General features: G+C 40.0%; 12 protein-coding genes. 4 read left to right on the top strand and 8 right to left on the bottom strand.

The features are described from left to right. Positions 1–129: 129 nt before the first annotated feature. Together MKY45_RS09115 and MKY45_RS09110 are read left to right on the top strand one after the other, a co-directional pair. A complete protein-coding gene (locus MKY45_RS09115; protein ID WP_042533383.1) occupies positions 130–1,485 on the top strand; it encodes a sodium-dependent transporter in 1,356 nt (451 codons plus the stop codon). Positions 1,486–2,072: 587 nt separating this feature from the next. Further along, on the top strand, positions 2,073–3,422 hold the full coding sequence (locus MKY45_RS09110) for a CoA-disulfide reductase (RefSeq protein WP_256706035.1): 1,350 nt from the start codon (positions 2,073–2,075) through the stop codon (positions 3,420–3,422). A gap of 35 nt (positions 3,423–3,457) precedes the next feature. Here the strand turns inward: MKY45_RS09110 and MKY45_RS09105 are convergent, their stop codons facing one another. The 4 genes from MKY45_RS09105 to MKY45_RS09090 all read right to left on the bottom strand — a co-directional run bounded on the left by MKY45_RS09105 (position 3,458) and on the right by MKY45_RS09090 (position 7,376). Further along, entirely contained in the window at positions 3,458–4,126 is a 669-nt protein-coding gene (locus MKY45_RS09105) for a hypothetical protein (protein ID WP_042533379.1), read from the bottom strand. Positions 4,127–4,438: 312 nt separating this feature from the next. Continuing rightward, positions 4,439–6,325: an ABC-F family ATP-binding cassette domain-containing protein gene (locus MKY45_RS09100; protein WP_341172848.1), complete on the bottom strand. Its 1,887-nt coding sequence runs from the start codon at positions 6,323–6,325 to the stop codon at positions 4,439–4,441. 29 nt (positions 6,326–6,354) lie between these two features. Beyond that, the gene (locus tag MKY45_RS09095) at positions 6,355–6,540 is read right to left on the bottom strand and encodes a hypothetical protein (RefSeq protein WP_042533375.1); all 186 of its coding nucleotides are present in this window, start codon (positions 6,538–6,540) and stop codon (positions 6,355–6,357) included. A gap of 317 nt (positions 6,541–6,857) precedes the next feature. Further along, positions 6,858–7,376, bottom strand: a complete 519-nt coding sequence (locus MKY45_RS09090) for a TlpA family protein disulfide reductase (RefSeq protein WP_332094483.1) — start codon at positions 7,374–7,376, stop codon at positions 6,858–6,860. Between the two features lie 98 nt (positions 7,377–7,474). On the opposite strand from MKY45_RS09090, the gene MKY45_RS09085 reads away from it, so the two are divergent. Continuing rightward, on the top strand, positions 7,475–8,461 hold the full coding sequence (locus MKY45_RS09085; RefSeq protein ID WP_332094484.1) for a P1 family peptidase: 987 nt from the start codon (positions 7,475–7,477) through the stop codon (positions 8,459–8,461). A gap of 87 nt (positions 8,462–8,548) precedes the next feature. Here the strand turns inward: MKY45_RS09085 and MKY45_RS09080 are convergent, their stop codons facing one another. The 3 genes from MKY45_RS09080 to MKY45_RS09070 form a co-directional block, all read right to left on the bottom strand. Next, the gene (locus tag MKY45_RS09080) at positions 8,549–9,460 is read right to left on the bottom strand and encodes an RluA family pseudouridine synthase (protein WP_042533369.1); all 912 of its coding nucleotides are present in this window, start codon (positions 9,458–9,460) and stop codon (positions 8,549–8,551) included. Positions 9,461–9,545: 85 nt separating this feature from the next. Beyond that, the gene (locus MKY45_RS09075) at positions 9,546–9,776 is read right to left on the bottom strand and encodes an excisionase family DNA-binding protein (RefSeq protein WP_042533367.1); all 231 of its coding nucleotides are present in this window, start codon (positions 9,774–9,776) and stop codon (positions 9,546–9,548) included. Next, the gene (locus MKY45_RS09070; protein WP_042533365.1) at positions 9,777–10,064 is read right to left on the bottom strand and encodes a GNAT family N-acetyltransferase; all 288 of its coding nucleotides are present in this window, start codon (positions 10,062–10,064) and stop codon (positions 9,777–9,779) included. 170 nt (positions 10,065–10,234) lie between these two features. Here MKY45_RS09070 and MKY45_RS09065 point away from each other — a divergent pair, with 170 nt between their 5' ends. Next, a complete protein-coding gene (locus MKY45_RS09065; RefSeq protein WP_042533363.1) occupies positions 10,235–11,107 on the top strand; it encodes a GNAT family N-acetyltransferase in 873 nt (290 codons plus the stop codon). 56 nt (positions 11,108–11,163) lie between these two features. Here the strand turns inward: MKY45_RS09065 and MKY45_RS09060 are convergent, their stop codons facing one another. Then, entirely contained in the window at positions 11,164–11,694 is a 531-nt protein-coding gene (locus MKY45_RS09060) for a thermonuclease family protein (RefSeq protein WP_052485027.1), read from the bottom strand. Positions 11,695–11,715 lie beyond the last annotated feature (21 nt).

The following is an 11,715-nucleotide window of genomic DNA, read 5'->3' as shown; positions in this document are numbered from 1 at the left end:
TAAAGGATATCCCAGTACTCAAAGGAATCGATAAAGTTATGTTTATGCCAGAATAAAACTCCCCGCTGAAGGAAGCTCCGTTTTATGATATACTGGACATTGATTTTATAGAGGAAGGATTTTACGAATATGGAAAAACAGACAGAACAATGGTCAACAAGACTTGGATTTATTTTATCTTCTGCCGGTGCCGCAGTCGGTTTGGGTGCTATCTGGAAATTCCCTTACATGACCGGGATGAACGGCGGGGGAGCATTTTTCTTTATATTTATATTATTTACTGTTCTGATTGGCCTTCCGCTGCTTATTGCCGAATTTGTTATTGGCCGCGGCGCCCAGAAGGAAGCTGTCAGCGCTTATCAAAAACTAACCCTCAAACGGAGTATCTTTTCATTTATTGGGCATTGGGGCGTTGCCGGGGCTTTTATTTTAATGTCCTTTTACAGTGTTGTCGGGGGCTGGGTACTGATTTACAGTCTGATGTCTATCCCAGGTATGGTTATCTCAGATAACGGTGATTATGCTGCTTTATTTGATACCATTACCGGAAACCCGCTGCTTACGATTGCAGGACTCGCATTCTTCGTATTTTTAAATTCCTTTGTTATCTCTAATGGGATTCAGAATGGTATTGAAAAATATAGTAAAATACTGATGCCTTTATTATTTCTTTTTTTCATTATTATCGTGATTCGTGCATTAACCTTTGAAGGTGCCATGGAAGGCGTACGTTTCTTCCTGCAGCCTGATTTTTCCCAGTTAAATGGTGAAAATATTTTATATGCATTGGGACAGGCCTTCTTTTCACTGGCAATCGGAATCTCTGTAATGGTAACCTACAGCTCGTATCTGGCTAAAAATGTCAGCTTAACAAAATCAGCAGCTTCTGTTTCTGTTATGAACATTCTGGTATCCTTACTTGCCGGATTAGCGATCTTTCCAATTGTATTCTCATTTGGTCTTGAACCGACGGAAGGACCTGGATTATTATTTATCGTTCTTCCGGAAGCATTCTCGCAAATGCCTTTTGGTGAATTATTCTTGAGCTTGTTCTTGTTCTTATTCTTATTTGCGATTTTAACTTCTTCGTTTAGTATGCTGGAGATTATTACCTCTTCAGTGAATGAAAGAGTAAAAGCTTCCCGGAAACAAATTGCCTGGGTTGCCGGAGTGGCCGTATTTATCTTTGGGATACCAGCCGCTTTATCATCCAATGCCCTTGCTGATTTTCACATTTTCGGAAAAACAGCATTCGACGCAAGTGATTTCTTAGTCAGCAACATTATGCTTCCTGTCGGCTGTTTATTTATCGCCTTATTTGTAGGATTTAAAATGAATCGTGCATTAGTCGAGCAAGAATTTCATGCAGGAAATCCTTTTGGCAACGGAATGTTCCAAGTATGGTACCAGATATTACGTTGGGTTGCCCCAATTACAATCGTGATTGTTTTCCTTTATTCACTTGGAATATTCGAGCTGTTTTAATAAAGCGAATAAAATCTCTCTGCTTTTGCAGAGAGATTTTTTTAAAGAATAAGAAAGCATATAAAAAAATGCTGAATACAGCCGCTCCAGAATTTGTGTTATTTCTTTATAAAAAAGTAAATAAAACATAGTTATTCTTAGATGAGAGCGGATGTTGTCGACTCCTGCGGGAAAAGCAACAGGTGAAGACCCCGCAAAAAAAAAGTGAACTTCTTTTTTTCTACCCGCGGGGCATAAGTGCGACTTTGCTTCTGTCTGCGCCTGTCGGCTTGCCAATCAGCAAGTCTTCTGTAAAGGAGATGAGCTCGGGGCCCATGGAATGCGTAGTGTCTTTCTGGGGTTGCGATTACTCACCCAACCATAACCCGTCGCAGCGGTCGCATTAACCTGACAACATTGAAGATTACTCGCCCCATCGAAAACTGTCGGAGCGGACATCTCCTTGGCAAGAACACCGATGTTTTAAGTGGTGTTCTTGTTTTTTTATTGCATAAACACTTTTTAAATCGGACAATAACGGGAACTATATAGTAATGAACTAATACTATGCTATTTTAAGAAGCCATTTGGAAAGGAGCCATTTGAGTATGGTAAATAAAATTGTTATTGTCGGCGGTGTCGGCGGCGGTGCTACGGTCGCAGCACAAATACGGAGAAACGACCCCAATTCTGAAATTCATATTCTTGAACGATCTGGTTATGTATCCTTTGCTAACTGCGGAATGCCCTATTTTATTGGAGGAGAAATTACGGACCGGGATCGGGTGATTTATTCTGAAAATGATTTTGCAGAGAAATATCAGCTTTCTATTGAAACCTATGCAGAGGTTACACATATTGAAAGAGAAAAGAAAACCATTTTCTTTGAAAAAAATAATAAACCCTATGAGATGGACTATGATACATTGATTCTTTCTCCCGGAGCACGGGCTGTTATGCCGGATTTAGATGGTATGGAATCCAATACGTTCACATTGCGGATCATCGAGGATATGGACCGGATAGAAGCATTTATTTCAGATAAAAAACCAAAAACAGCAGCCATTATCGGCGGCGGATTTGTCGGCTTGGAAATGCTTGAGAATCTGCATAGAAGAGGACTCCAATGCTCGCTTGTCGACCATTCCGAGCATGTCATGTCAAGGTTAGATGCTGATATGGCAAGCCATGTCGATGAACATATAACAGAGAACGGGGTAGATCTTTATCTGAATGATAAATTGGAAAGTTACTCCAATCACGGCACTACCCTGCATCTTCAAAGCGGAAAAAGCCTTCAGGCAGATATGACATTAATGGCTGTCGGTATTACACCAAATATTGAGCTGGCAAAAGATGCTGGCTTGGAATTAGGAGAAACCGGGGCAATTAAAGTGAATGATGTCATGCAGACCAGCGACCCTGCTATTTATGCGCTGGGAGATGCTGTCGAGGAAGTTGATTTTATTACAAAAAAGCCAGCACATGTAGCATTGGCATGGCCGGCGCATCGTCAGGCTTTTGTTATTGCATCCCATTTAAACGGCGAAAAGATTCAGCGTGACGGGATTTTAGGTTCATCTATTTTCCGTGTTTTTGATTTAACGGTTGCTATCACCGGGCAAAATGAAGATGCGTTGGATAAATTAGATATCCCTTTTGAAGCAGTTCTGTCCAAAGGTTATTCTCATGCCGGCTACTATCCCGGTTCGGAAAAGCTCTGGATGAAGATTGTATTTGACCCGAAATCCGGACAATTATTAGGAGGCAGTGTTATCGGGCCAAAGGGAGCGGATAAGCGCATGGCCGTATTAGCCACAGCAATTAAAGGAAAACTCACTGTAGATGATTTAACCGACCTGGAGCTTGGCTACAACCCGATTTATTCAGGCTCTAAGGATGCTATTAATATTTTAGGATATAAAGCAAGGGAACAATGGAAAAAAGCAAATAAATGACACAAGCCGGCTGATAACATCCAGCCGGCTTGTTTTTAATGATCTTCAAATTGATAAACTAATTCATATCTTGTTTCATCTAATAATTCTGCAACATGCACACGGACGCCGTGACCAAATACAATCTCATCATCCGTCATCGCTACAATCATCGCCCGGGTATTATTATGGATATCCAAATAAATATCCCCGACAGCAGGCTGTAATGCATCATCATTCTCTGCTAAATAAGAAATCGATTCATCCTGCAGCTGTTTTTCTTCCGGAACAAGGGATTTATCGAAATAAGCAATTTCTTGGCTTGCCTCGGCTTTCCCTGGAACCATCACAACATATTCACTATGTTTAACACCATTATCGCGTGTTGTAATTACATTTCCGTCTTCTACCCGCTCTACCTTCTCGATTTCATTTAATGAATAATGATCTAAAAAGTCCGGAGTAGGCTTCACGATCAAAATATAATCACCAGCTTTTGGTTTTGCATATTGATCAATCGTATATCTTTTACCATAAAAAATAAATGTATCATTATGTTTAGGACGGTAAAAATTAATATCTTTTGCGGTTGTTAATACTTGTTTCATATCCTTTAACCGATACATGTGAACAGATTTTTTGAACATTGGTTTGACAGAATATACCTTATGCAATTCATTTTCATAAAATACAAACTGACCTTTTCTTACTTGAAAAAGCTTCATTTAATGACCTCCTTGATTAATCAATTCCAAAATAAGGTACGCTCTTCTTCTCTATATTCCCTTATACTCGTAAAAATGAAACATGTAAAAACTTTTCTTTTCAATTTGAGAAGTGATAGATTGTTTTAATTGAGGATCAGGGACTAATATTGCTATGCGCAATAAAAGAAGCTTTAGCTAGTTACAGGTGCGTTCAGCGCCTTCACACTAGACTTTTTCAACCTATCTGGTGATTTTCCAACGTAAGTATAACACGCGAAACAACCGAATGCTACCCAGTTTTTGTATAACTTCAAAATTAATTTCACCAAATCATTTTCCTGATTCAAAGCTTTCTTTCAATAATGATAATTCTTCCCAGCGTTGCATCTTTTCTTCTAATTTATCTTCTACCTCTTGCTGTTCTGTAAATAAAGGCTGTACCTTGCCAATATCACTTCCAGCTTCCGCAATTTCCTGTTCAATTTCGGTCAATCGTGATTCGAGCTGAGTAATTTCATCCTCTATTGTTTCCCACTCACGCTGTTCCATGTAAGATAATTTCTTTTTCGTTTTTACAGATACAGCCGCTTTTGATTCTTTCGGAACTGAAGCCTTTGTCTGCTTTGGAATCGCGTTGGTTTCCAGGAATTCGCTGTAGTTTCCATAATAAACAGAAACCTCCCCTTCCCCTTTGAATACAAAAAGCTTGTCTACAATACGGTCCAGGAAATAACGATCATGAGAAACGGTAACTACGACTCCTGGAAACGACTCCAGATATTCTTCTAAAACAGCCAGCGTTTGCGTATCTAGATCATTTGTCGGTTCATCTAAAAACAAAACATTTGGTTCATGCATCAATACTTTGAGTAAATAAAGGCGCCGTTTCTCACCGCCTGATAACGTGCGTATATAAGACCATTGCTGTGCTCTTGGAAATAGAAATTGCTCCAGCAGCTGCTCTGCGGTAATTACCTGACCATCTGCAGTATGCATGACTTCGGCTACTTCTTTAATATACTCGATAATACGCAAATCTCCATCCAAATCTTCGTCATCCTGGGTATAATAACCGATTCGCACTGTCTCGCCGATCTTTACCTCTCCCTTATCAGGCGAAATACGCTCTGCCATCATATTGAGCAAGGTTGTTTTACCTGTACCATTAGAACCTATAATACCAATTCTGTCCCCAGGAATAATCTGATAGGAGAAATCATGAATCAGTGTCTGCCGGCCAAAATCCTTTGAGATTTCCGTCAGGTCAATAACGTCATTTCCAAGCCGCTTCGAGCCCGCTTGAATAGTAAGATTTTCTTTTTTCGTATCAAATTTCTTTTCCTTCATTTCCTCTGCCCGTTCGACCCGGGCACGCTGCTTCGTCGACCTCGCCTTAGCCCCTCGTTTCAGCCAGGCAAGTTCTCGCTTTAATGTATTGCGATGCTTTTGCTCATCACTTATTTCCTGCGCTTCTCGTTCTGCTTTTTTCTCTAAAAACAGTTCATAATTCCCTTCATAAACATAGAGATTTCCTTTATCCAGTTCAAAAATACGATTAGTTACCCGGTTCAGAAAGTAACGGTCATGCGTCACTAATAAAATCGAGCCGCGATAGCTCTGTAAATATTTCTCCAGCCATTCGACCGTTTCGTGATCAAGATGGTTGGTAGGCTCATCTAAAATAAGCAGATCAGCAGGCTGAATCAGCGCTTTAGCAATAGCAACCCTTTTCCGTTGTCCGCCAGATAACTCATGAACCTTCTTGTCAAAAGCTGTAATCCCAAGCTTCGTTAAAATTGTTTTTGCATTAGCATTAGCCTCCCATGCCTCTGCCTGATCCATTTTTTGCTGCAGCTGTAACAGCTTCCCCTGAAACGACTCGTTCTCCGGTTCCTTCTCCAAATTTAACAGGGCTTGTTCATAAGCACGCATCAGTCTCATTTGCTCTGATTCTCCATAGTAAATCTGCTCAATCACCGTTAATTCCTCATAAAGATCCATTTCCTGTGCAATATATTCAATCTGATAATCCTTTGCGTGTTTTATTTCACCTTGATCCGGATCATCTATTCCTGCAATGACTTTTAAAAAGCTTGACTTCCCTGTTCCATTCACGCCAATCAAACCGATTCGCTCCAATTCACCGATGGCCGCATGGATATTTGTAAACAGATTTTTATCTCCATAAGACTTGCTGATATTTTCAATACGTAACATCACGCATCACTTCCTTCATAAAAATATGATTATGATTTATCAGACTCTTTCTTTTCCTTAATCCACGTCTTAATCATTAGAACGATAAGTAATAATAACCATGAAGTAACCAAGTAGAAAATAAGCTGACTGGCTTGACTCATCTCTTGAAAAAATGTAAGCAGGCCAACCCACACAATGAGAATAATCACAAATTGTCCAAGCAGTAATTTCATTTCTAACGCCTCCTTAAAGTTTAGGTTATCTATGTATTCTTGATTTTACTATCTATAAAAAAAACGCCTAACGTATATTTTATCGCATACGCAGGCATTTTTCTATCTATATTCATTATCTTTTCGTAAAGGAGACGTTCATTTATTCATGTTTAATTAAAAATCCTGTTCCTCATCGATGTTCAAACGCAGCCTCTATTATAATGCCATAAAACGAAACTTCACTCCGTGGGAGTTTTACGGACAGTCCTCCGTGATAAAACAAGTATTTCCGCTTATAGATAAAGATTTCATGCTTGTTTTTAAATCTTTACGAATTATTCTTTCTTCATCTGCTCAAACTGCTTCATCATCTGCTCATAACTTAAAGCGCCAATCGATTTAAATTGAATGATTCCTTCTGCATCAACCATATACGTCACGGGAATCGGCTGAATTCGATACAAATTACTGACTTCACCTTCTTTATCTAATAAAACAGGAAAGGTCAGTTCAAGTTCTTGGATAAATTGCCCCACTTTCTCCGTACTCATTTCTTCATCCGTTAAGTTTACGGAAAGAATGATTGGATCATGCCCCTGATAAAACCGCTCCATATCCGGCATTTCCTGCTTGCAAGGCGGACACCAGGTTGCCCAGAAATTAATCATGACCCGCTCGCCTTGAAAATCAGACAATTGCAGGGTTTCCCCGTCTAGTGTTTCCAGCGTGAAATCCGGCGCTTTATCCCCAATCTCTGTTCCCTCCTGCACTCCCTCTGCATATGCAGGGTGTATTGTTAGTAAAAAAAGAAGCAAACTAATCATTAACATGTTAATTTTTTTATTTCTCCTCATTTAATCACCTCTGTCTTAATTTCTCCGATACCGTCTATGCCATACAAACGTTATCCCGTTTGTTATAATTTACTTAAAAATGAAAGGTTTTGAAGTGTATGACATTACCAAAAGGAACAAAAAACTGTATTACAGATGTCCCCGACGTGCAAGTAGGTCACGTGACGCTGTATGAGCACCTGAATGAAACAGATACGATTTGCACGGGAGTTACAGCTATATTGCCTCATACCGGAAATATATTCAGAAAAAAAGTTATCGCTGGAAATGCTGTTATTAATGGATTTGGGAAAACAACAGGGTTAATGCAGATAGACGAGCTTGGTGTTTTAGAAGCCCCTATTATGCTGACAAATACCCTAAGTGTCGGAGCAGTGATGCAGGGAACCTTAGCTTATATGCTGGAGGAGACAGAAGAAATCGGTGATACAGCAGGCACAATCAATTTAGTTGTGGGGGAATGCAATGACGGGTACTTGAACAGCATCCGCTTACAAGCTGTCAAACCGGAGCATGCTGGAAATGCTATTCAAAACGCAACATCCGAAAGCAGTCTGGAAGGAGCAGTGGGTGCAGGAACCGGCATGCAGTGTTTAGGATATAAAGGAGGCATTGGCACTTCTTCCAGAATCATCTCTGCTGAAAACAAAAAATATACGCTTGGCACACTAGTTGTAAGTAATTTTGGCAGACGTGAACAGGCTTTATTTCCTGTGAATTCTACAGAAAATCCGGATACACCTGACGGATCGATTATGATGATTCTTGCTACAGACGCTCCATTTTCCGACCGCCAGCTTAAACGGCTTGCCAAGCGTTGTGCAGTTGGGCTGGGGAGAACAGGGAGCACGATAGATAATGGAAGCGGAGATATCGCTATCGCCTTTTCCACAGCCGCAAAAATTGAGCATCATGCCAATCAGATAATTGAGCCTATGACAATGATTCGAGACGATCATCCAATCATGAACCAATTTTTCCAGGGTGTTGCAGAAGTGATTGAAGAAGCCATTTACCGTTCCTTACAGCAGGCAGAAACAACTGTGGGACGCGGAGGGAGAACATTGGAAAGGGCACCGATTTAAGAATTCTTTTTATTGGGCTGTATTTCTTCTTCCTATATGAAAAAAAGCCATTATCCATGCACAATTGGATAATGGCTTTTATGATTACTATTTCGATTTATGATAGAAAGATTTAGGAACATCTGAACGGAAAAACATCAGTGTATTTGTTTTCGGATGGTAAAGTGCCAGCGCTTTTGCGTGCAGACCCAGCCGGCCAAGTATACGGCGATTTCCACCGCCATATTTCTTATCGCCTACTACCGGATGGCCGAGCTCCTGCATATGGACCCGGATTTGATTCTTTCTGCCCGTTTCCAGCTCTACCTCCAGCAATGAAAATTGTTGATTGGATTGAATAACCCGATAACGCGTCGCGGCCCGCTGCCCATCATTTTTAACTCGGCTGGAATACATTTTATGTGTCGGGCTTTCTTTTAACCAGGAAACGATATACCCTTTTTCTTTGGCGACCTTTCCTTCCACTAAAACAACATAGGTTCTTTCTTTCACGATATCCTTCCAATTATCCTGGAGTTTCCGTTTCACTTTTTCACTTTTTGCAAAAACCATTACTCCAGACGTTTCCTTGTCCAGTCGATGGACGACAAAGATACGGTTGGCAGGATCCTCCTGTTTTACATAATCCATCAGCTGATGAAAAGCAGTTTGTCTTCTCTCTTCCTTCGTCGCAATTGAAAGCAATCCTGCTTCTTTATCGATGACAATAATATCTTCATCCTCATAAACGATTGACATGCCAATAAAGACTTCCTGCTTCACCGCTTCTTTATTCTTTAATATTTTAACAACCTGTCCCTTTTCCAGCATGTAATTATGCTGCGTTTGAATGCGATCATTCACAGAAACCTGTCCTCTGGTTAAAATAGACTTTACGGAATTACGGCTGCGGTTCGCTAAAACCCCTCTCAGAAAAGAAAATAGTTCTCCCGGCTCCGTCACTTCGTAAGTCAAAAAAGGGGCAGCTTTTTTCGATCGGGGACGTTTTTTGTTTTTCATCTTAAATCTCCTTTGTTCTTACACACCGTATAGAATTTCATTTTTTACAAACCTTTTTCATTATATACACCCTTGGAAATAGAAGCTAATCCTCGTCCTTCACATCAATATCCTCTGGGATTGGTTCATCTAAGTATGCTTGAATGACCTTCCTATACTTCTCGACCTGTTCGAAATATGTTGTAAATTGTTCTTTATTGATTAAATAGTTTTCCCCATCATAAATCGCACGTATCTTCCCTTGTAAAACATAAGTACGCACAATGGATTCATCTATTGATAAATACGCTGCTGTTTCTTTGATTGTTAGATACATTTAAATAAATTGCTTTTGAAGGACGTCATGATACGCTTCATTTTTCTGCATTTGTTTTTTTGCAAACGGGCATAAAGGGATAATATATTTGTCGTTTTCTCGTGCATATAGAACAACTTGCTCCAGCAGCTGTTGAGCAATCCCCTGGCTTCGGAGTTCTTTTGCCACATACGTATGATCAATAACTAAACGGTTCGATCCTGATTGTACAAAAGTAATTTCTGCTTCCGGATCCTTGATATCCTCCCCAACGTAAAATTTTGTTTCTCCTTTATGAATGGTAGCCATGTTAGCCCTCCTAAATATCTACATTTCTTTCATTATACTCTTTCAAGTTTCTGGTCTCAAGACATTATTTTTGTAAGCGTTTTAAATATTAAGAAATTAAACTCTTTTTTTAAAATAGATTGCTGGACGAAACCAGATACTTCTTTCTACAATGAACATGAGGTGATTTTTTGAATACTTATATCCGACAATTATTACCATCCGATAAAATATTAATGGAAAATATGCAGACAGAAATAGAAGATGATTATATTATACGCATTTTTGAGATTTTATGTACTGGAAACCACGTACTTTTTGGACTTTTTTATAATAATCAATTAGTCAGCACAGCCGGCTATTCTGTTTTCGCATCCGCCTATGCCATGCTAGGCAGATTAAGAAGCGATATTCGTTATCAAGGAAATGGGTATTCCAATCGGATAACTAAATACGTGCTGGATCAGGCATTCCAAAACAAAGACGTGGAATGGGCAGGTGCAAACACACAAGCTCATAACGCTCCGGCACAAAAGGTATTGAACCGTATCGATTTGGAAAAGCAGACCGAATTTTATGGATGTACAGCAAAAACATTGGATGGCATATCAGGTGCAGAGGAAACTTGGCGGGAAATAACGCAGACAGATGAAAAACTGAAATTATTAAATACATACCATGTTCATGAAAATACGTTTTTTCCGCTTGAATGCTATTATCCTTTTCCAAGCTCGCCTAAGCTTTTTCAAGAAGATCAAATAAAGAGCTGGCGATTCTTTCAAGAGAATGGCCATCCTCCATTAATTACAAAGAAAAATATAAAAAAAGAGGTGTATCTTCACGCTATTTACCCATATAAAGATTTATTTCAGCGCAGAGGGTTATGGAATACTATTGCGAAAGCGCAGCATGCGTTACAAATACAGCATCCAGATAAGAAAGTCCATGTATGGATTGATATTCCCGCAGCCATTATCGACCAGCTGCCTAATGCTCATCCATTTGAATTAGATTCTCCATGGCTGCTCTATGGAATAGACAGAGAAGCGTGGGCAAACCTCTAAAAAAAGCAGGCGATGCATTTAAAAGATACATCGCCTGCTTTTAGCCTTCATGCTTTTTAATATTCGTGAAACCTGCTTTCTGCATAGCCGGGAATTGACCAGATATTTTCTCCATGTTCTTTTGCCTCTTCCTGCGCTTGCTCCAGCTCTTCTAAGTACTTTGTATTCGGCTCATACACAAAGCCGACCCTTGCATACCCTTCTTCGACTAATAACTGGTTAACATTATCACCATCTGCCCAGATATAGGCAAGCATCCGGTCGTAATCGTCTCTTTCAGGATTTCCTCTTTCTAACTCGACCGTTTCCCCTTCCGGCATCAGTTCTTTGGCAAAATCACTTGCTTCCTCGCCAAATGGCTGTACTTCCGTATCAGGCTTCACACTTTCCGGGGTATCAATCAAGAGTAAGCGGACCCGCTCTCTTGTTCCATCTTCCAGATGAACAATCACAGTATCACCATCAACGACCCGTTCCACAGTGACTAATTCTCTTCCTTCTGCCGGTTCATTGTCTTCTAAAAAATCCAGCAGCTCGCATCCTGTTAAAACAAACAGCGACGCGAACAGAATAAACAGCTTTTTCATTTCTTACATCCTTACCATTAT

Source organism: Oceanobacillus sp. FSL K6-0251, assembly GCF_038004725.1.
Taxonomy (GTDB): domain Bacteria; phylum Bacillota; class Bacilli; order Bacillales; family Amphibacillaceae; genus Oceanobacillus; species Oceanobacillus oncorhynchi.
Note: the sequence above shows the minus strand (reverse complement) of the source record. Positions and strands in the feature narration are given on the sequence as shown.

What these genes read in the sequence shown, in the direction of transcription:
- MKY45_RS09115 (WP_042533383.1), top strand. Translation starts at nt 130, where the DNA reads ATGGAAAAACAGACAGAACAATGGTCAACAAGACTTGGATTTATTTTA.
- MKY45_RS09110 (WP_256706035.1), top strand. Translation starts at nt 2,073, where the DNA reads ATGGTAAATAAAATTGTTATTGTCGGCGGTGTCGGCGGCGGTGCTACG.
- MKY45_RS09105 (WP_042533379.1), bottom strand. Translation starts at nt 4,126, where the DNA reads ATGAAGCTTTTTCAAGTAAGAAAAGGTCAGTTTGTATTTTATGAAAAT.
- MKY45_RS09100 (WP_341172848.1), bottom strand. Translation starts at nt 6,325, where the DNA reads ATGTTACGTATTGAAAATATCAGCAAGTCTTATGGAGATAAAAATCTG.
- MKY45_RS09095 (WP_042533375.1), bottom strand. Translation starts at nt 6,540, where the DNA reads ATGAAATTACTGCTTGGACAATTTGTGATTATTCTCATTGTGTGGGTT.
- MKY45_RS09090 (WP_332094483.1), bottom strand. Translation starts at nt 7,376, where the DNA reads ATGAGGAGAAATAAAAAAATTAACATGTTAATGATTAGTTTGCTTCTT.
- MKY45_RS09085 (WP_332094484.1), top strand. Translation starts at nt 7,475, where the DNA reads ATGACATTACCAAAAGGAACAAAAAACTGTATTACAGATGTCCCCGAC.
- MKY45_RS09080 (WP_042533369.1), bottom strand. Translation starts at nt 9,460, where the DNA reads ATGAAAAACAAAAAACGTCCCCGATCGAAAAAAGCTGCCCCTTTTTTG.
- MKY45_RS09075 (WP_042533367.1), bottom strand. Translation starts at nt 9,776, where the DNA reads ATGTATCTAACAATCAAAGAAACAGCAGCGTATTTATCAATAGATGAA.
- MKY45_RS09070 (WP_042533365.1), bottom strand. Translation starts at nt 10,064, where the DNA reads ATGGCTACCATTCATAAAGGAGAAACAAAATTTTACGTTGGGGAGGAT.
- MKY45_RS09060 (WP_052485027.1), bottom strand. Translation starts at nt 11,694, where the DNA reads ATGAAAAAGCTGTTTATTCTGTTCGCGTCGCTGTTTGTTTTAACAGGA.